The organism is Pseudomonas sp. LBUM1676, assembly GCF_059695605.1.
The window spans coordinates 2965544-2983739 of the sequence record NZ_CP166777.1; the positions used below are offsets into that span (position 1 = coordinate 2965544).

An 18196-nucleotide genomic window follows, 5' to 3' on the forward strand; every position below is an offset into this window, starting at 1 on the left:
TGGGAGTGGATCAGAAGTAGTACGGGAATTTCAGGCTGAAGGTAAAGTCCGGGGCATCGTCCGTCATGCCGATGGACAGGTTGGGCACGATGGTCAGGTTGTCGGTGGCCGCAATGGTCATGCCGATGTTGAAGTAGCCAGCGTTGGCATCGCTGGAAGTAACCGATTGCCAATCCCCGCCATCTTCCCTGATCTTGCTTTTACGCTGTACCAGGTCAGACACCGAGAACGACATACTCATCTTTTCGTTCAGCGCAAACGCGATACCGGCACCGATCTGGAAGCTGTCGCCGATACGCACCTTGCCCGGGGTTTCCTGGTTGACGGTGGAACTGATGTCGTCGAAGTCTTCCTCGAAGTTGTGCGTATAGGAAAGGCTACCGAACAACACCGCCGGGTCGAAGGTCTTGACCAGCGAGATGCCCGGCGTGATCGACCAGACGCCATTGCCGGTCGGCAGGGTGTCAGGCACGAACAGGTTGGTGTTGGCGTCGGACTGGCGCAACTTGATGCCGAAGGGATCCTTGCCGGTAGGCGCCTTGACTCGCAAGGTGACCACGGCGTCCGGGGTATTGATCGACTCGTCCAGGAACTTGTAGGCGATGCCGAAGTTGACGTCGCCAATGGTTGGGTCCTTGGTCACGGTATCTTCGGTGGTCACGCCGGCAGAGCCCTCGTTACCGCCGCCGGACTGATAGGTCGACTCACGGTAGATCACTGGCACGTTCAGGTCGAACTGCCAACGGTTATCGAAGTTGTAGCGGCCGGTGAGGTCGAGTGTCCAGGTATCGGCCTTGATCCGGTCCAGGTTGATGTTGCCCAGGAAGATCGAGTCCAGCGCGAGGAAGCCGTTGAGAATCAGTTGCCGGGTGTCGTAACGGGAATAGGTCAGCCCGGTTTCCAGGCTGAACTTGCCACCGCCGAAGAACCCGCTGGCCTCGTCGTACAGGTTGGAAACGCTTTGTGCCGGCTGTGAGTCATCGGCCAGCGATTGCCCATAGGAACTGCCGCCGCCCCCGGCCGCTCCCCCTGAAGCTGCCGCGGCACCGGTACCGGTCGCGACTTGTGAATTGCCTTTGAGGTCGGCTGGCGACTTGGCCAGACGCTTGGGTTGTGGAGTTGCCGGTTGTTCTTCGACCTGACGGACCCGTTGCTCGAGGATCGCCAGTGCTTTTTGTTGTACTTCGTATCGTTGCTTGAGCTCCAGAAGCTCCTGTTTCAGAATTTCTACATCCGAAGCGGGTGCTGCTTGCAGCATCGCCGCCGGGAAGAGAGTGCTTAAACAAACAACTGCGCGCAGTGATACTGATCGATACATGAAATAAGCCGTCCCTTTATGCCCAATGATCGAGACTCAGCGTAGTTCAATATCCCAGACTGCGTAGTGCGTTAAGTTGAGTCAGGTTGCAGTCCAGTGCACCTGTGCTCGGGCCATTATTGTTCAGCACTACATTAAGCTGAGTCAGGTTATTGACCATATTGCTGCTGCCCAGTAACCGCGTGTTTTGCAACAGCCCACCCTGGGCGACTTGCTGCATGGCCGTGCCCTGGTTGTTATTGGCCTGGATGGCCATCTGGACCCCGCCGCCGGTGGCGGAGACGGCAACGCTGCCCGCCGCATTGCTGCCGGTAATGGTTTGTCCGCTCATCAACACCTGGCCTTGGCCCGGGTTGAGGGCCGGGGCCTGACTGGCCTCCTTGACGTCGATCGCGACGTTGTTGTACGCGGTATTGCCATCGCCCGCGGCGCGTACGCTTTGGGTGATCCCTTGCGCGCTGTTCAAGCCAGCGCCGCCAATGACGTTGCCGGTGCCTTGTCCCGGCGTACTGCCGTCACCGGACTGGCTGAAGGTTGAAACGTAGAATTCGGGTTTTACGGTGGCTGCCTGAATCTGCATCGAAGTGGCTGCCCCGATCATATCTCCACTGGCATTACGCCAGGTACTGCTCATGACAATACCGAAACTGATGATCCGTCCCGGCATGACATAACGGCCACGTAGCTCGCCGAGATCATGGTCATTGATTTCGATGGGTTTGAATCCGTTGGCATAGCCTGAAGCGCTCGCTGCCAGACAGGCAGCGGCCAGCCAGTATGAGGTTTTCATCTGCTGCTCCCGGAGCGTCCTGCCCCACTATCATCTTGGGCGATTAAAAGAAGTCGCTCTGTATGAAACCAAAATCCATCAACTCAGCATCTTTGACAGGATTGAAGTTATCCAGCTTGTTCTTGGCCGTCAGCGGTTCCGGTGGACTGCGTAGTGCATTGGTTTTGTCATAACCGGGACCTACGATAGCGAAGACAATGCCGTTCCAGCCTTTGACAAAGTCATCATGGGAGTAGCGTTTGTGGCCGAGGACCGGGTCGCCGATATAGACCCAGTTCTTGTCTGCCCGCTGCAACACCACGAAGTGCTTGTAGCCGCGAATGTCCATCAGTACCACCACCGGGATCGTGACTGCATCCAGTTTTTCGGTGGGAATCTTGTAGCCCCGGGCGCGCATGCCGATACTTTCTATGTAGCGCTTCATGTCCAGCATGGAAAAACCTTGAGTACGAACAAGGTCCTGGTCAGCGTTGACCAGCATGCCTTTGATGATGTGCTCCTCATCGACGTCGAGCCAATAGGCCTGGCGTAACACCGTCGCCAGTGCGGCAGCGCCACAACTGAAGTCGGTTTTCTGTTCGACGATGTCGCTGAACTTGCGCTCACGCAGACTCTGGACATCCTTGTAGACCAGTACGCCGCCAGGTAGCGCGGCAACCGGCATCTGTGCGGCCTGAGTCAGGCCAGACAGGCACAGAAGAGCGAGAAGGGCAGTCTTACGCATGATCGATACGCCTTTGCGGACTGTGGAAAAGCCCCGTTGCCGGGGCTTTCATTTCGATCGCGATTACAGGCAGGCACTGCAGCCGGCAGCGATGGACAGCGAGTTGCTTTGTTGGTTACCTACACCAGACGATACGTTGGCGCCGCCGTTGCCGGAGAAGCCGTTCATCGAGTTAGTCATGGTAGCAGTGTTGGTTACAGGGTTTTTCCAGCCGTTTGGAGTCATTTCCTGTTTAGTGGTCACACCGGCCAGACCGAATACACCGACCGCAACGAAGTCAGAGGTGGTGTCGCCATTGCCGCCGTGACCGCCGCCATGGCCGCCACCGTGGCCGCCGCCATAACCGCCGCCTTTGTTGCCCCAACCGCCGTTGTCGTTACCTTCGGTAGTCGCGGTGCCCGCAGCCACGAACACGCCAGCCGCGTTGAAGGTCCCCACCAGAGTTTCTTTGGTGAAGGCTTGAGTCGCGCCGTTGGTAACCGACAGGCCGGTGGAGGTTTGGTTAGCCGCAGCAGAAGCTTGTGCTACACGGCCGCCCGATACGGCGATGGCCAGGTTGTTTTTCTGTTGGTTGAAGTTCCCGGAGGCCACGTTGATGCCGATGTTGCCGGAACCATTGTTGCCGCCATTGTTGAGGGCTGCGGCGTTGGTGTTGGAGGAGTTGACAACGGTGTTGTTGCCATTGAGTTGAGTGGCGCTGGAAGCAGCTACCGCGGTGCCGAAGATGAAGCTTTCGTCAGCAGTGGCCAGGGCCGCGGCGTTGTCTTGTTGGTTGCCGTCGCCGGCTGCAACGTTGGCGCCCATGTTGCCGTTGGAACCATTCAGAGAATTGTCCAGTGCAGCGCCATTTTTGGTGCCTTGGTTGATCACGCCGTTGCCGCCGCTGGTTTGCTGGTCTACGACGATGGCGCCTGCACCGGCACTGAGTGCCAGGATCTGTTCCAGGCTTGGGCCACGAGGACCATTGCCATTGCCATGCCCGTTGCCGTGACCATTGCCGTGGCCATTGCCATGATCGTTATCACGACCGCCTGCCTGTGCCGCGATTGCCATCACTGCTGCCAGAGCGAAAACCAGTGGTTTGAGAGCCATTGTAGGTTTCATGGTGTTTCTCCGTGCTTATTAGTTGGTTAAGTGTTGGTACTTTCCAATCGCACTGCGTTTGGGTCAGTCAGCGACCCGGATGCTCAGGGTGTTAGCCATTCGGTTCCCCACCCCGGCACTCTGGTTCACCTGGATTACCCCTCGACTGCCGGTGAAGGCCTGGTCGCTGATCACGACCTGGCGACTGCCGATTGAGGTACCAGTTGCTCCTGAGCTTGGTTGCAACGCCACGTTCTGTTGAGAAAGGGCGCTATCGTCGACGCTCTGCGGCGCAGCACTGATGCTGATACGCATGGCGTTGGCCATCTGGTTGTTGGCCCCGGCGCCCTGGTTGACGCCCAGTACGCCGTTGCCATTACTGAAAGAGGTGCCGCCGATGGTGGCCGTCGCATTCATCGACGGGTTGGCGGGCGTATTGATTTTCTGGTTGACCCGGGTGGTCGCGGCGCTTTCGGTGCCAATGGCGATCGCACGCACGTTGGTCTGTTGCTGTTGGTCGCCGGCAGCCTGGTTGACGTTGAAGTTGCCTTTGTACTGGGTGCCGGAATCCTGGATTCTGGCGCTGTTCACCGTGCTCACGTTGGAGTCGGCCATGGCGCTGGTGCAACCGAGCAGGGCGAGGAATATCAACGAGCGAGTCATGTCATTGGCCTCCAGCCAGTCTGCCCAGAGGGGCGAGGCCGGAACTCATGGCGCGGTTGATGGTGCCCGAGATCGCGCCGCCACTGCCGCCGCCGTGACCCGCATTCATGCCAGGCATGCCGTTGGGATTGGTGACCACGTTGAGGCCTTGCATGCCGGGGTTGTTCAGGTTGATGTTGTTGACGCTGATGGAGGAGCCGCTGGCGATATTGGCGAAGTCGCCATCGCTCAACTCGGTGCTGTTGAGGGTTGACTGGATACGAGTCGAGGGGTTGGCGTTGACGGTGCTCGGATACGGATCCTTGCCACCGTCACGTCCGAAATGAACCGGTTGAACGTCACGTTGCAGTACGATGACACCGTTGCCTTCGGCTTGAGCATTAATGCTGAGCAGCGAGCTGGCGGCGCATCCGATCAGCAGTAAGCGGGTAAACCCTTTATTGAAAGTCCCCACAGCGGCAATTCCTTCTTCTTGTGGGCTGGCCCTAGTCAGCGTTATGAAGGAGAGAGCGAAAGCTGTGCCGCTTTTTGATTGTCGTGGTAATTCAATAGCTTGCGAATTATGCGTCAGAGGGCCGTGTTGGCACTGTTTCAGGCTTGAGACAGTCCAAAGTGCCTGCATTGGGTTAAAGCGGTTGCAATGCTCTAAATCGGGGGTTGACGGCGATGTGTATCACGGGCTTAACAGCCGGGGTGTAAAGATTATGAACCCTTTCAAATAGCCAGTTTGCGCTCAGGAGGGTGTTTCAAAAACGGACAGTTTTCCCCCAAAACAGGGGAAAAGCGGGTATCTGATTCGTAAAAACAGTCAGGTATCGAGCAGCTGTTGGACGGCGTTGAAGGCTAGGATGCGGCGCGCTGCCCAGTCGCCCTGAAGCACCTGAACCGGTTGTCGATGGCGTTCCAGCCAGGCGCGGGTCTGATCGAAGAATGCCCGGCGCTGATGCAATTCGGGCTGGCAACGCTGGCCGTCATCCGTCCAGGCGACATCTTCGGGAGACAGCAGCAAGTGCAAATCATACTGTCTGGCCAGCAATGCCTGTTCGATCCACTGCGGGCAATCGCCAAACAGGGTCTGGCTCCAGAGGATGTTGCTCAGCAGGTGGGTGTCGAGAAGCAGTAATCGCGGCTGCCGGGCGCGGGCCTCGTCCTCCCATTGCAGTTGGCCGCGGGCGATGTGCGAAATGTCGGCCAGGCAAGTGTCGCGTGGGTTCTGCTCGATGAACCAGCGGACATACTCGTCTACCAGAACGCCACCAAACTGCGCTTGCAGTTCGGCCGCCAGCCAGCTCTTGCCACTGGATTCGGGACCGGTGAGCACCAGGACTTTCATGTGCGCAATACCGGGTCGACGCGCCATTCCCGCCAGCCTTGCACGGCAATCAGGGCGAACAGCGTGTACAGGCCGGCAGTCAGGTACATGCCTTTGTAGATGAACAGCCCGACGAAAACCACGTCCAGGGTGATCCACAGTGGCCAGCATTGCACACGTTTCTGCGCCATCCACACTTGCGCCACCAGGCTGAAACCGGTGAGCGCCGCATCCAGCCAGGGTTGGGCGGCATCGGTCCAGTGGGCCATGGCGGCGCCGAGCAACAGACTGCCGATCGCGCCGAGGGCAAGATTGACGGTGATCGATTTGCCATCGAGCTGGCTGACCCGCCGCCCCTGGCGGGTTTCGCCCGCACGCGTCCATTGCCACCAGCCATACAACTGCAAACCGGCATAGATCACCTGCAGGAGCATGTCCGAATACAGCTTCACTTCAAAAAAGATCCAGCTGTAGAGCAGCACCATGACCAGTCCGATCGGCCAGCACCAGGGATTCTGTTTGACCGTCAACCAGACGGCAATGACACCGAGGGTGGCGGCAAACAGTTCAAGCCCGGACATGGGGATTCCTTGGGGAGTCGAAGAGGGGAGCGGATTGTACCCAGAGAGTCAGGTGAGGCGTTAGCGGCCTCGCCCTGAGTCGGCTGGTGGATACTGTGGCGAGGGAGCTTGCTCCCGCTCGGGTGCGCAGCAGCCGCCAGGACGGCTGACTCGTTTAGCCGAGTTGAGGGGCGCTTCGCGCCCCAGCGGGAGCAAGCTCCCTCGCCACCGAGATATGTTTTTGCCCGCTTGGCGGTTACACCCGGAATTGCCGCAGTAACCCGTTCAACTGCTGACTCAACTCCTTGAGCCGCACGCTGGCCAGGCTCGATTGTTCCGCCGCCAGCGCCGTGCTGTGGGATAAACCGGCCGCCTGGGTAACGTTCTGGTTAATGTCCTCGACCACATGGGCCTGTTGCAAGGTCGCGCTGGCGATGGAGGCGTTCAGCCCGTTGAGGTTGCGCAGCGCCTGGCCGATGGCGTTGAGGCTCGCACCGGCCAGTCCGGCCTGTTCGATGGTCAACTGCGAAGCACGGCTGCTGTCACCGATCACCTTGACCGCCGCTTCGGAATGGCTTTGCAGGCGCTCGATCATAGACTGGATTTGCGCCGTGGACTTCTGGGTGCGCTGGGCCAGCAACCGGACTTCATCGGCCACCACCGCAAAACCGCGCCCTTGCTCGCCAGCCCTGGCCGCTTCGATGGCGGCGTTGAGGGCCAGCAGGTTGGTTTGCTCGGCGATGGAGCGGATCACTTCCAGGACGCTGCCGATCTGCGTGCTTTCGGCGGCCAGGGTACGAATCACTTCCACGGCCTGATCGATGGTGGACGACAGCTTGTCGATCTGTTGCAGGCTGCCATCGATATTGACCTGGCCTTGCTGCGCCTGGGATTCGGCGTCGCGCATTTCGCTGGCGGCATGCTCGGCATTCTTGGCCACATCCTGCACGCCATAGGTTACTTCGTTGATGGCCGTTGCTACCAGTTCCATCTGCTGGGACTGCTGCTGGCTGCGTTGCTGGGCCTGGGCGGCGTCGTTGCCCAAGTCACTGGAAGACTGGCCCAGGGCGCTGGCAGAGGCCTGCAGTTCGCTGATCACCTGGCGCAGTTTGGCGGTGAAGGCATTGAAGTGGTGCGCCAGTTGCGTGACTTCATCCTGGCCATTGGTGTCGAGGCTGCGGGTCAGGTCGCTGTCACCGCTGGCGATGTTGGCCATGGCGTTCACGGTTTCCTGGAGCGGACGCACGATGCTGCGGGCAATCAGGATCACCAGCAGCGCCATGATCAGGGCAATCACCAGGCCCATGAACGAGGCCTTCCACATCTGGGCGTAAAATTCGTCCTGCATGTCATCGATGTACACGCCCGAACCGATGACCCAGCCCCAGGGTTCGAACAGTTTGACGTAGGAGGTTTTCTCGACCGGGGCACTGGCGCCCGGTTTCGGCCAGCGGTAGTCGATTGTCCCGGCACCCTTGGATTTGGCCACGGCGACCATCTCGTTGAACAGCGCGAACCCGTCCGGATCGCGGATCGCCGAGAGGTTCTGGCCATCGAGTTTCGGGTTGGTCGGGTGCATTACCATGACGGGAGTAAGGTCGTTGATCCAGAAGTAATCGTTCTGGTCATAACGCAGGCCGCGAACGGCCGTCAGCGCCTGCGTCTGCGCAGCTTCCCGGGTCAGCGTGCCAGCGGTTTCCAGGCCATGGTAGTAGCCCAGAATACCGCTGGCGGTCTGCACCACGTGCTGGGTTTTCTGCGCCTTGGCCTGATACAGGTCTTGGTGAATCTGTTTGAGCATCAAGGTGCCCAACGTCATCAGCATCAGGATGGCCACGATCAAGATGAGCCACAAACGTCGACTGATCGACATATTGCGCAAGCTGTTCATAACGCTGTCACTCCGGTTTCTTGTTCTTGTAATAGATGATCGTCAGCCTCCAACCGCATGTTGCCGGACGGGCCTGGAAGACTGTAAGTCCATAAACGCGGCAGCGTTGATCGGGCTTGTCTGATAGGATTTCGGCCCCGCGCGGAAAAACCTGAGTCCAAGTTGATTTTTCACGGAATTTTTATGGTTTTGTGGGGAGCTTGTGCGCGCGGGACTTCATCTGCACTGATCACAGTGGCGTTCTGGAAAATATTAACGGGGCATGCCGTGGCGCATCGCTTCTTGGGGGATTGATGGATCTTTGGACCGCCTTTCAGGCATTGATACTGGGCGTTGTAGAGGGATTGACGGAGTTTTTGCCCATCTCCAGTACCGGGCACCAGATTATCGTGGCCGACCTGCTCAACTTCGGGGGTGAGCGCGCCATGGCCTTCAACATCATCATCCAGCTCGGGGCGATCCTGGCGGTGGTGTGGGAGTTTCGCCGCAAGATTTTCGACGTGGTCATCGGCTTGCCGACCCAGCCAGGTGCTCGGCGCTTTACCGCGAACCTGCTGATCGCCTTTATGCCGGCCGTGGTATTGGGGGTGATTTTCGCCGACCTGATCCACCACTACCTGTTCAACCCGATCACGGTCGCCACGGCGTTGGTCGTGGGCGGTGTCGTCATGTTGTGGGCTGAACGGCGTCAGCATGAAGTGCATGCCCATACCGTCGACGAAATCACCTGGAAAGACGCCCTGAAAATCGGCTTCGCCCAGTGCCTGGCAATGATTCCGGGCACTTCGCGCTCCGGTTCGACGATCATCGGTGGCCTGCTGTTCGGCCTGTCGCGCAAGACCGCCACCGAGTTCTCGTTCTTCCTGGCGATGCCGACCATGGTCGGCGCGGCGGTGTACTCGGGCTACAAATACCGCGACCTGTTCGTGCCGGCTGATTTTCCGGTATTCGCCATCGGCTTCGTCACTGCGTTCATCTTCGCGATGATTGCCGTGCGCGGCCTGTTGGTGTTCATCGGCTCTCACAGCTACGCGGCGTTCGCCTGGTATCGCATCGTGTTCGGCCTGTTCATCCTCGCCACCTGGCAGTTCGGCTGGGTTGACTGGACTGCTGTCACGCCATGAATGACGCCAGCGCGCGCAACAACCCCGGACGCGGGTCCGGGGGCGAGATTCGCAATCTTCGGCTGAAACTGCTGGTGTTTACGATCCTGTGCGCGCTGCCGCTGTCGGGTTCGCTGTCGATGTGGCTGGGGGGCATTTCGCTGGTTCCGCTGGCGGCCTACGGCATCGTCAGCGTGCTGGCGTTCCTGCTGTACTGGAGCGACAAGCGCAAGGCGCGCCTCGATACCTGGCGCACCCCCGAGAACGTGCTGCATGCGGTGGAACTCGCCGGGGGCTGGCCAGGCGCCTTGCTGGCCCAGCAGGTGTTTCGGCACAAGACGCGCAAGCTTTCGTTTCAGCTGCTGTTCTGGATCATCGTGCTGCTGCACCAGGTGTTCTGGATCGATCAGTTGTTTCTTGGCGCACATCTGTTCGCGCTGTTTTAAAGAAGCAGTCCGACCTGGGTGCGCTTGGGCAACTTGCGCACCACCAATTGATGGGAGCGCTGCAGTAAGTTTTGCAGCTCTTCGGCGCCGAGCGGGTAGGGCGATGCCATGATGATCCACTGCGCCCGCGCCAGATAAGGCGCCGGATGAATTCCGGGGCGGTCGCAATGGCCGAGAAAAAGATCCTTGTCGACCTTGAACGCCAAGGATTCGCCACGCAGGTTTTGCAGGGCGAACATCTTGTTCCCGGCAATCGAAAACACTCGCACGCCTCCCCACTTGTAGTCTTCCCGAGCACCGGGCAGTGCCAGGCAGAATGTCGCGACGTCCTCTTCGCTCATGCGTGCGGCCTTCATAGCAATCGTTCTCCACAGGCGTTGAATGACTCGATCAGATGGTCGATCCAGGCGCGCACCGCCGGCATCACCCCGCGACGATGAGGGTAGACCGCTTGCAACCAGCCGCCAGGCAATGACCAGTCAGGCAGCAACTGCACCAGTGAGCCGTCTTGCAGCGCCTGCTCGCAATACATCATCGGCAACATGGTAAAACCCTGGCCCGCCAGGGTGCAGGCCTTGCGCACGATGAAATCGTCGATACCCAATCGCGCCTCGAGGGTCAGGTCAACGCTTTTGCCCTGTTGATCGAGCATGCGGATGTGCACCATGCGATCGGCTTCCAGCGCGCCAAGTACCGGCAGGTTTTTCAGATCGTCGGGGTGATTGATCTCTCGCCCATGCAAGAACGCCGGGCTGGCGACCAACGCCATCTGCGCCTGGCGCAGGCGGCGGGTGACCAGCAACGGGTCTTCGTCGCCCAACTCCCGTACGCGCAGGGCGACGTCGACGCCCTCGGTCACCAAGTCGACCCGGCGATTGAGCAGCATGACCTCAAGTTGAACCTGAGGAAACTTCTCAAGGAAATCGCTGATCACGCCCGGTAGAATTTCGTGAGCCAGGCCCACAGGGCAGGATACGCGCAACCGCCCGCGGGGCTCGCTGGACATGCTGGCCACCACCTCATCGGCCATCTCGGCTTCCAGCAGCATGGCCTGGCAGTGTCGCAGGTAACGCTCGCCCACGGCCGTCAGCTTGAGCTGGCGGGTGGTGCGTTGCAGCAGGCGCGCGCCCAGGCGCTCTTCGAGCTCTGCGATCCGCCGCGACAACCGCGACTTGGGAATCCCGAGCGCACGCCCGGCCGCCGCGAAGCCACCGGCTTCGACCACCTTGACGAAATAGTAGAGATCGGACAGATTCCTGGCGGTACCCTCCGTCAATGTCATAAAAAAACTCGCATTTTCAATGTATTAATCCCGTCCTGGTGGCGGCGGAACACTTCTGGTGCGTGACAGGCTAGTGGCAAATCGAAAGCAAGCGGGTGTGCTATCACCTGATTCTTATAGTGATGCCCTGACCACCAATGGACAATCAACTGGCTGGGCTCCCGATTCCTCGAGGGTCTCGATCAGGTGCCGGGCAGCCTTGCGACCGATTTCGTAGTACGGCAGTTGCACCGTGGTCAGCGGCGGGATGAACAGCTCAGCAATACCGATCATGTTGTCGTAACCGAGCACGGCGACATCGTCGGGAATTTTCAGGCCACGTCCCAGCAATAGCTGATAGGCACAAAAGGCAATGCGGTCGTTGCCACAGATCAGAATGTCGAATTGGGGACGACCATCAATGATGTGCCGATCGAGGATGGCTGCGGTTTCGCCATAGGCGTCATGATCGGAAAGGTCGTATTGCAGGAGCGCGTCAGGCGCCAGTCCGAATGCCTGACAGGCGCGCTGCATGCCTTTTTGTCGCAGACCCCATGCCAGACTCTGTTTTGGCAGATTGATACACAGAGGGCGCTTATAGCCGTGGTTCAACGCGTGGTGTACGGCCCGATACTGCCCCATTTCGTCGTCTGGCACATAACTGACCAGGCGACTGTCGTCCGCCAGGCAATTGGCGAGTACCAAGGGTTTGCTCTTCAATCGCTCGGGAATGCACACCTGGCGCAACCCCATGGCGCTGAAGATCAGTCCGTCGGGACGGTGCGATAGCATCAGGTCGATATTCTGGTCGGTGGGCGGGTTACTTAGCAGGTTGAGGATAAATACATTCCAGCCGGCTTGCTGCGCGGTCTGTTCGATGGACAGCAGCAGCTCGACCGCGTACGGGGTGGTCGCGGTGTCCAGTGCGAACACACCGATGGTTCGTGCCTGGAGATTGTCGCCACGCATCCTGCGCGCCGACAGGCTCGGTACGAATTGCAGTTCGTCAATGGCGCGACGCACCCGCTGAAGGGTTTCGGGGCTCAGTTTTTCCGGATTGTTGAGCGCTCGAGAAACCGTCATCAGGGACACGCCGGCCAGCTGTGCAACGTCTTTCACTGAAGTCATGCGAGGTGAGGCCGGTCAGGTTGACGCAGGATCATGACACAGGGCCCGGCCTTTTCGCGACTCGAATGACAGCGCTCACAGCCACCCTGATGCCAGAGGCCATGCCTTGGGAATGGAGACACGCCCGCCACTCCCGCTTGCCAGAAGCTTGACCCCCAGACTGTCGGGCCGGGGATAGAGGCGGCTGCTGAGGCTGAAGCCCCCGTTTTCGTCGAACACCTCGATGGAGGAGCGATCGAGAAATACGCGCAGTTCCAGTTGTTCTTGCATCGGGTCTATCGACACGCTGCGCTGACCGGTGACTTGCGCGCCCGAGCGGCTGCGGTCAAGCACCAGGCGCTGCAGCGACGCATCGTAGTAGAGCAGGGTTTCTTCCTGGCCATCGTCGCTGCAGCGCAAGGCGATTCCGAGGTGGCCGTCGGTGCAGCCGCGCAAATCCAGATGCACATGAATTTCGAGCATGTCGCCATTCACTTCCGGCACCCACCGGGTTCCCGACTCTTCCCACCAGGGCGTGCCCGGCAATGGCGCCTTGCGCAAAGCGGTAAGCTCCCGTGCCGGATACACGCAAAGGCGATCGGCGCACAGTTCAAGTTCGCGCGGCAAACCGAGCATGCCGCACCAGTGATGGGCCTGGCTCGGCATCGGGCTTTCCCACATGTCGAGCCACGCCCACACAAGGCGCCTGCCATCGGCGGCCAGGAGCGTTTGCGCGGCATAGAAATCGTGGCCGTTATCCAGCTCGATAAAAGGCCCGCCGGTGAAGTGCCAGTCGCTGTCGAGTCGGCCCACTCGATAACCGGTCTGGTACTTGTTGAGCCGTTCGTAACCTTGGGGTGACATGCCTTGGGGGGAGTACAGCAGCACATCGCGTCCGTTCAGTCGAAACAGATCCGGGCACTCCCACATATAGCCATCGCCCTCGCTGCCGCTGGCCACATAGTCGAGGAACTCCCAGGTGTGCAGATCCGTGGAACGGTACAGCGGGAGCAGCGGCACATCGCCCAGACGTGCGCCGACAATCAGGTACCAACAGTCATCCTCCTTCCATACCTTAGGGTCACGAAAGTGCATGATCGTGTCTTGCGGCGCTGTCTCGATGACTGCGCCATGCTTGACGAACTGGATGCCGTCTGTACTGGTGGCCAGGCACTGGACTTGACGGATCGAGCGCTCGTCACCCACGTCTCCGAGCCAGGTGTGCCCGGTGTAGATCAGCGCCAGGGTATCTCCGCACACCACCGCGCTACCGGAAAAACAACCGTCGCGGTCGAAGTCATCGCCGGGTGCCAGCGCAATGGGCAGGTGCTGCCAATGAACCAGATCGGCACTCTTGGCGTGCCCCCAATACATCGGGCCCCACTTCGCTTCGAAGGGGTAGTGTTGATAGAAAACGTGATATTCGCCACGGAAGTACACCACCCCGTTAGGGTCGTTCATCCAGCCTGCCGGGGGAGCAATATGATAACCGGGTCGATAATCATCGATGACGCGAGACAGGCCGTCACTCAGCGCACACTGCGCAAGGTCAAGGGAAGAAGACATTGGATCGCTCATGTTATTCGAAGACAAAGTCATAGGGCCCGTGCTCGGACTGAGCGCAGAGAGACGTCATTCGGCAGGTTTTCAATGGCGTGTGGGTGGCGCTCCAAGGCCGTGCCGTCGTCGTCGAACAGGTGCAGGTTGTCGATGTCCAGCTGCAGTTCTACCCGATCACCCGCTTGCCATCCGGCGTTGACCTCACAACGACAGATCAGTGGCTCGTCCTGACCTGTTTCGAGGTGCACATAGGTTTCGCTGCCAAGGTATTCGACCCCGGTCACGACGATCCCGACGGTTCCCTCCGCCGCTTTGAGCGAAATGTGCTCCGGGCGAATCCCCAGGCTCAGCTGCGTGTTCGCCGCCAGGTTCGAGCTGTCGAAGGGCAGGGAGGTCATACCCAGAACGGGAGTGTCGACCAGGCTGATTTCGCCCGGGGCATGCAGGCGCGCCGCCAGAAAGTTCATTTTTGGTGAACCGAGAAAACCGGCGACAAAGCGGCTCACTGGGCGTTCATAGAGTTCGCGCGGTGAACCGATCTGCTCTACGCGACCGCCATTGAGCACGACAATTTTGTCGGCCAGGGTCATCGCTTCCACCTGATCGTGGGTGACGTAGATCATGGTCGAGCCCAGTCGAGCATGCAGGCGGGCGATTTCGTTGCGCATCTGCACCCGCAAGGATGCATCCAGGTTGGAAAGCGGTTCATCGAACAACAAAATGTCCGGTTCCCGCGCCATGGCTCTGCCCATGGCCACACGCTGACGCTGCCCGCCAGACAGTTCCTTTGGCTTGCGCTGCAGCAGTTTGTCCAATTGCAGGATTTGCGCCGTTTTCAGCACGCGCTCGCGCAGGCTGGTCTTTTCAGTCTTGGCCAGTTTGAGGCCAAAGCTGATGTTGTCGTAGACGCTCATGTGCGGGTACAGCGCATAAGACTGAAACACCATGCCGACACCACGCTCGCGCGGTTCCAGGTCGTTGACCCGTCGTCCGTCGATCAGCAGGTCGCCGCCGCAGATCGAATCCAGTCCTGCAATCAGTCGCAGCAGGGTCGATTTTCCGCAGCCCGAAGGGCCGACGAACACCACGAATTCACCCGCCGCGATCTCCAGGCTGACGTCGCGAAGAATCCGCACGCCGCCCAATTGTTTGTTCACGTTGTCCAGTTTCAATTTGATCACGATGCTGTTCCTTGTGTTTGTTGGGCATCAACCCTTTAACGCGCCGGCAGTGAGACCGGAAACGATTCGGCGCTGGAAGATCAGCACCAGAATCACCAGTGGGACGGTGACCAGCACTGATGCGGCCATCAGCAGCCCCCACGGCAGCTCATGGGGGCTACCGCCGGAAATCAAGGCGATGGCGACCGGCACCGTGCGTTGCGTGTCGGTGAGGGTGAAGGTCAGGGCAAACAGGAACTCGTTCCACGCGGCGATGAAGGCCAATAAGCCTGTGGTGACCAGTGCGGGCCAGAGCAGCGGCAACAGCACCCGGGTCAGCGTGATCCAGGGGGTCGCGCCATCCATGATTGCCGCTTCTTCCAGTTCATGGGGCAGTTGCCCCATGAACGTGGTCAGCACCCAGACGGTGAAGGGCAGGGTGAAAATCGTGTAGCTCAGGATCAACGCCCAGGACGTGTTGTATAGGCCCAGGGCGCGGATCACTTCGAACAGCCCCGACAGCACCGCGACCTGGGGAAACATCGACACGCCAAGGACCATCATCAAGACCGTGCCACGCCCACGAAACTTCACCCGGCCCAAGGCGTAGGCGGCGGTCAGGCTGAGGAACAGCGCCAGCGTGACCACGCACAGCGCCACCACCAGCGAGTTGCCGATGGCCAGCAGGAATGAGGCTTGATTGAGCACTGCCGCGTAATTGGAGAAGTCGGGGTTATCGATCCAGTAGCTCACCTCGAACAAGGCGCTGGATGACTTCAGCGAAGTCACGATCGCGTAGTAGAAAGGGAAGACCGCATACAGCAGCAAAACCCCGATCAGGCACCAGAAACCAAGACGTAACAGCGCTTTTTTGAGTAGGCGTGGGCTCATGACCGAACCTCCATTTGACGGCGTCCGAGGTAGAGATAAAGCATGGCAATTACCGCAACGACCAGAAACAGCAGGGTCGAGGCCGCGCTGCCATAGCCAACATCCTGAAACTCCACCAGGTGTTGGCGGGCATAGACCGACATACTCATGGTGCTCGAAGAGTTCGAGGTCAGGACATAGATGACGTCGAATACCCGCAGGGAATCTAGGATGCGGAAGATCGCCGCCACCAACAATGCAGGCATCAGCAGTGGAAGCGTGACACGCCAGAACACTCTCAGCGGATGAATGCCATCAACCCTGGCGGCTTCGTAGCAATCGCTCGGCAACATCTGCAAGGCCGCCAGCATCAGTAGCGTGACAAAAGGTACGGTCTTCCAGACGTCGACGATGATGACCGCCCACATCGACAGATCCGCATCTGCTGTCCAGGCCAAGGGGGCATCAATCAGACCGACGCTCAGCATCATGTGATTGATGATGCCGAACTGGTCGTTAAGCATCCATGACCAGATCTTCGCCGAGACGATGGTAGGAATCGCCCAGGGAATCAGAATCAACGCACGCACCAGGGAACGGCCGGTGAACTTGATGTTGAGCAGCAACGCCACCAGCAGTCCCAGTACGACTTCCAGTCCCACCGATACCACGGTGAAATGCAACGTGTTGCGCACAGCGTTCCACCATTGTGGATCGACCAGGATGCCCGACCAGCTGGAACCGTTGTGGAACAGATAATTGCTCAAGCCTATGAAGGATCCGCCACCGGTGTCCGCCAGGTTGGCATCGGTCAGGCTGAACCAGAATGTCCGCAGTAGCGGCCAGGCCGCCACCAGGGCCAGACACAGCAACATCGGTGTCAGAAACAGCCAGGCGGCGCGTACTCGGCGACGCTGTACAGGCGTTTCCCTGGTGAGCAGGAGCTCGTCACAGGGGACATGGGTAGTAGAGACAGACATGGTGATTTCCTTCCTTGTGGCTTACCAGTTCCGACGTTTGATGCGCGTGAGTTCGCTTTCCAGTTCGGCCAGTGCCTGGTCGACAGGCAACTCGCCCGCCAGCACGCCATGCACTCGATCGAAGAACGCATTGGAGACCCTTGGATAGCGATCGGCGGTTATTGAGGCGGGGCGCATGACCCCGTCGTTGAGAATGCTGTGGAGCTGACTGTAATAAGGCATTGCCGCGAGCAGTTCGGGATCTTGATACAGCGACTCGATCACCGGGTTATAGGCGGCAGTCAGAGCACGATGTTTTTGCTGTTGGGCACTGGTCAGGTAGCTCACCAGCTCTGCGGCAAGTTTTGGATGGGCGCTGTAACGCGATACCGCCAGGCCCCAGCCTCCGAGGGTGGAGGCATGGGTGCCGGTCTTGCCGCCGCGGGGCAGGGGCGCGACGCCAACCTTATCTTTTACGGCACTGTCCTGGCTTTGCACCAGGGCCCAGACATAAGGCCAGTTACGCATGAACAACGCATTTCCCGACTGGAATACGCCACGTCCTTCTTCCTCGGTGTAGTTGAGTACGCCACGTGGGGAGATGTCTCCTACCCAGCTTTTCGCCAGGGTCAAAGCAGTTCTCGAGGCCTGACTGTTGACCACGATGTCGCCTCGTGGATTGACCAGTCCGCCTTCCGGTTGGCTGCTGATCCACTCCAGCGCATTACACGTCAGCCCCTCGTAAGCGCGTCCCTGAAAGATGTAACCCCATGCATTGGGGTTCCCGGCAGTGCGCTCTGCCTGTTGCACATCCCTGGCGGTAGCAGTCATGTCCTCCCAGGTCTGGGGAACCTGCTTGTTGTACTTCTCGAGCAAGTCCTTGCGGTAGTACAGCAGGCCCGAGTCGGTGAACCACGGCATCGTCACCAGCCGTCCATTCACCGTGGCGTTATCCACCTGTGCCTGGAAGTAGCCTTGGGTCGCGTTGGCGGGCAGCACCTCGCGCAGATCCATCAGATGTTTGGCCAACATCCCCGGCCACACCATATCAATTTGAATGATGTCGATGTCGCTGGACTGAGCACTGAGGATCTGTTGGTAAAACGACAACCTCTCGGTCGCCGAGTTAGGCGTGGAAACCACTTCGACGTCGTTGCCGGTCTGTTTCGACCACGCCTCGACAGCCTCCTTGCACAGTTGTAACTCCGCACCCACCGCACCGCACGAGATCGTCAAATCGGCTGCGCTCGAGACGGATGGAAGTCCGGCACAGAGGGTGATTAGTGCTGCTGGCAGGAGAGATTTCAGATGTTTCATTGAGCACCCTTTATTTTTGTTTTTAAAAAAGTTAACGTTAACATCGCCAAATGTAGCAGCGTATTTGCGATG

At 59.2% G+C, this 18196-nt stretch carries 19 protein-coding genes; 2 read left to right on the plus strand and 17 right to left on the minus strand.

The genetic code is table 11. From position 1 onward, the window contains the following. Positions 1–10 precede the first annotated feature (10 nt). The 9 genes from fapF to ACA041_RS13965 form a co-directional block, all read right to left on the minus strand. The gene (gene fapF / locus ACA041_RS13925) at positions 11–1318 is read right to left on the minus strand and encodes a fibril amyloid transporter FapF (RefSeq protein WP_497441635.1); all 1308 of its coding nucleotides are present in this window, start codon (positions 1316–1318) and stop codon (positions 11–13) included. 46 nt (positions 1319–1364) lie between these two features. Continuing rightward, positions 1365–2108 carry a fibril amyloid subunit FapE gene (gene fapE, locus ACA041_RS13930; protein ID WP_497441636.1) on the minus strand — a complete coding sequence of 248 codons (744 nt, stop codon included), beginning with the start codon at positions 2106–2108 and terminating at the stop codon, positions 1365–1367. Positions 2109–2151: 43 nt separating this feature from the next. After that, the gene (fapD, locus tag ACA041_RS13935; protein WP_497441637.1) at positions 2152–2832 is read right to left on the minus strand and encodes a fibril amyloid maturation endopeptidase FapD; all 681 of its coding nucleotides are present in this window, start codon (positions 2830–2832) and stop codon (positions 2152–2154) included. A 63-nt stretch (positions 2833–2895) separates the two neighbouring features. Beyond that, positions 2896–3936, minus strand: coding sequence for an amyloid-like fimbrin subunit FapC (fapC, locus tag ACA041_RS13940; protein WP_497441638.1), 1041 nt, complete (start codon positions 3934–3936; stop codon positions 2896–2898). A 63-nt stretch (positions 3937–3999) separates the two neighbouring features. After that, positions 4000–4578, minus strand: a complete 579-nt coding sequence (gene fapB, locus ACA041_RS13945) for a fibril amyloid subunit FapB (protein ID WP_497441639.1) — start codon at positions 4576–4578, stop codon at positions 4000–4002. A gap of 1 nt (position 4579) precedes the next feature. Further along, positions 4580–5032 carry a functional amyloid chaperone FapA gene (gene fapA, locus ACA041_RS13950; RefSeq protein WP_497441640.1) on the minus strand — a complete coding sequence of 151 codons (453 nt, stop codon included), beginning with the start codon at positions 5030–5032 and terminating at the stop codon, positions 4580–4582. Between the two features lie 354 nt (positions 5033–5386). Continuing rightward, entirely contained in the window at positions 5387–5911 is a 525-nt protein-coding gene (locus ACA041_RS13955) for an AAA family ATPase (RefSeq protein WP_497442076.1), read from the minus strand. Further along, positions 5908–6471 carry a nicotinamide riboside transporter PnuC gene (gene pnuC / locus ACA041_RS13960; RefSeq protein ID WP_497441641.1) on the minus strand — a complete coding sequence of 188 codons (564 nt, stop codon included), beginning with the start codon at positions 6469–6471 and terminating at the stop codon, positions 5908–5910. Before pnuC ends, ACA041_RS13955 begins: the two co-directional genes overlap by 4 nt. A gap of 235 nt (positions 6472–6706) precedes the next feature. After that, positions 6707–8341, minus strand: coding sequence for a methyl-accepting chemotaxis protein (locus tag ACA041_RS13965; protein ID WP_497441642.1), 1635 nt, complete (start codon positions 8339–8341; stop codon positions 6707–6709). A 293-nt stretch (positions 8342–8634) separates the two neighbouring features. Here ACA041_RS13965 and ACA041_RS13970 point away from each other — a divergent pair, with 293 nt between their 5' ends. After that, positions 8635–9465: an undecaprenyl-diphosphate phosphatase gene (locus ACA041_RS13970; protein WP_497441643.1), complete on the plus strand. Its 831-nt coding sequence runs from the start codon at positions 8635–8637 to the stop codon at positions 9463–9465. Continuing rightward, positions 9462–9890: a DUF1294 domain-containing protein gene (locus ACA041_RS13975; protein ID WP_497441644.1), complete on the plus strand. Its 429-nt coding sequence runs from the start codon at positions 9462–9464 to the stop codon at positions 9888–9890. The genes ACA041_RS13970 and ACA041_RS13975 overlap by 4 nt, the downstream gene beginning before the upstream one ends. Here the strand turns inward: ACA041_RS13975 and ACA041_RS13980 are convergent. The 8 genes from ACA041_RS13980 to ACA041_RS14015 all read right to left on the minus strand — a co-directional run bounded on the left by ACA041_RS13980 (position 9887) and on the right by ACA041_RS14015 (position 18124). Then, a complete protein-coding gene (locus ACA041_RS13980) occupies positions 9887–10246 on the minus strand; it encodes an MmcQ/YjbR family DNA-binding protein (protein ID WP_497441645.1) in 360 nt (119 codons plus the stop codon). The genes ACA041_RS13975 and ACA041_RS13980 overlap by 4 nt on opposite strands. Beyond that, positions 10243–11172, minus strand: a complete 930-nt coding sequence (locus ACA041_RS13985; protein WP_497441646.1) for a LysR substrate-binding domain-containing protein — start codon at positions 11170–11172, stop codon at positions 10243–10245. The genes ACA041_RS13980 and ACA041_RS13985 overlap by 4 nt, the downstream gene beginning before the upstream one ends. Before the next feature lie 114 nt (positions 11173–11286). After that, positions 11287–12279, minus strand: a complete 993-nt coding sequence (locus tag ACA041_RS13990) for a LacI family DNA-binding transcriptional regulator (protein WP_497441647.1) — start codon at positions 12277–12279, stop codon at positions 11287–11289. 75 nt (positions 12280–12354) lie between these two features. Next, positions 12355–13857 carry a glycoside hydrolase family 32 protein gene (locus tag ACA041_RS13995; RefSeq protein WP_497441648.1) on the minus strand — a complete coding sequence of 501 codons (1503 nt, stop codon included), beginning with the start codon at positions 13855–13857 and terminating at the stop codon, positions 12355–12357. After that, positions 13854–14999, minus strand: a complete 1146-nt coding sequence (locus ACA041_RS14000) for an ABC transporter ATP-binding protein (RefSeq protein ID WP_497441649.1) — start codon at positions 14997–14999, stop codon at positions 13854–13856. Before ACA041_RS14000 ends, ACA041_RS13995 begins: the two co-directional genes overlap by 4 nt. A gap of 27 nt (positions 15000–15026) precedes the next feature. After that, entirely contained in the window at positions 15027–15869 is an 843-nt protein-coding gene (locus ACA041_RS14005; protein WP_497441650.1) for a carbohydrate ABC transporter permease, read from the minus strand. Then, positions 15866–16828 carry a carbohydrate ABC transporter permease gene (locus ACA041_RS14010; protein WP_497441651.1) on the minus strand — a complete coding sequence of 321 codons (963 nt, stop codon included), beginning with the start codon at positions 16826–16828 and terminating at the stop codon, positions 15866–15868. Before ACA041_RS14010 ends, ACA041_RS14005 begins: the two co-directional genes overlap by 4 nt. Before the next feature lie 21 nt (positions 16829–16849). After that, positions 16850–18124 carry an ABC transporter substrate-binding protein gene (locus tag ACA041_RS14015; RefSeq protein ID WP_497441652.1) on the minus strand — a complete coding sequence of 425 codons (1275 nt, stop codon included), beginning with the start codon at positions 18122–18124 and terminating at the stop codon, positions 16850–16852. Positions 18125–18196 lie beyond the last annotated feature (72 nt).

Excerpts from the sequence above, each read along its gene's own strand:
- fapD (WP_497441637.1), bottom strand. The coding sequence starts at position 2,832 with ATGCGTAAGACTGCCCTTCTCGCTCTTCTGTGCCTGTCTGGCCTGACT.
- ACA041_RS13990 (WP_497441647.1), bottom strand. The coding sequence starts at position 12,279 with ATGACTTCAGTGAAAGACGTTGCACAGCTGGCCGGCGTGTCCCTGATG.
- fapE (WP_497441636.1), bottom strand. The coding sequence starts at position 2,108 with ATGAAAACCTCATACTGGCTGGCCGCTGCCTGTCTGGCAGCGAGCGCT.
- ACA041_RS14005 (WP_497441650.1), bottom strand. The coding sequence starts at position 15,869 with ATGAGCCCACGCCTACTCAAAAAAGCGCTGTTACGTCTTGGTTTCTGG.
- ACA041_RS13995 (WP_497441648.1), bottom strand. The coding sequence starts at position 13,857 with ATGACTTTGTCTTCGAATAACATGAGCGATCCAATGTCTTCTTCCCTT.
- ACA041_RS13980 (WP_497441645.1), bottom strand. The coding sequence starts at position 10,246 with ATGAAGGCCGCACGCATGAGCGAAGAGGACGTCGCGACATTCTGCCTG.
- fapB (WP_497441639.1), bottom strand. The coding sequence starts at position 4,578 with ATGACTCGCTCGTTGATATTCCTCGCCCTGCTCGGTTGCACCAGCGCC.
- ACA041_RS13965 (WP_497441642.1), bottom strand. The coding sequence starts at position 8,341 with ATGAACAGCTTGCGCAATATGTCGATCAGTCGACGTTTGTGGCTCATC.
- fapC (WP_497441638.1), bottom strand. The coding sequence starts at position 3,936 with ATGAAACCTACAATGGCTCTCAAACCACTGGTTTTCGCTCTGGCAGCA.
- ACA041_RS13985 (WP_497441646.1), bottom strand. The coding sequence starts at position 11,172 with ATGACATTGACGGAGGGTACCGCCAGGAATCTGTCCGATCTCTACTAT.
- ACA041_RS13955 (WP_497442076.1), bottom strand. The coding sequence starts at position 5,911 with ATGAAAGTCCTGGTGCTCACCGGTCCCGAATCCAGTGGCAAGAGCTGG.
- fapF (WP_497441635.1), bottom strand. The coding sequence starts at position 1,318 with ATGTATCGATCAGTATCACTGCGCGCAGTTGTTTGTTTAAGCACTCTC.
- pnuC (WP_497441641.1), bottom strand. The coding sequence starts at position 6,471 with ATGTCCGGGCTTGAACTGTTTGCCGCCACCCTCGGTGTCATTGCCGTC.
- ACA041_RS14015 (WP_497441652.1), bottom strand. The coding sequence starts at position 18,124 with ATGAAACATCTGAAATCTCTCCTGCCAGCAGCACTAATCACCCTCTGT.
- ACA041_RS14010 (WP_497441651.1), bottom strand. The coding sequence starts at position 16,828 with ATGTCTGTCTCTACTACCCATGTCCCCTGTGACGAGCTCCTGCTCACC.
- ACA041_RS13970 (WP_497441643.1), top strand. The coding sequence starts at position 8,635 with ATGGATCTTTGGACCGCCTTTCAGGCATTGATACTGGGCGTTGTAGAG.
- ACA041_RS13975 (WP_497441644.1), top strand. The coding sequence starts at position 9,462 with ATGAATGACGCCAGCGCGCGCAACAACCCCGGACGCGGGTCCGGGGGC.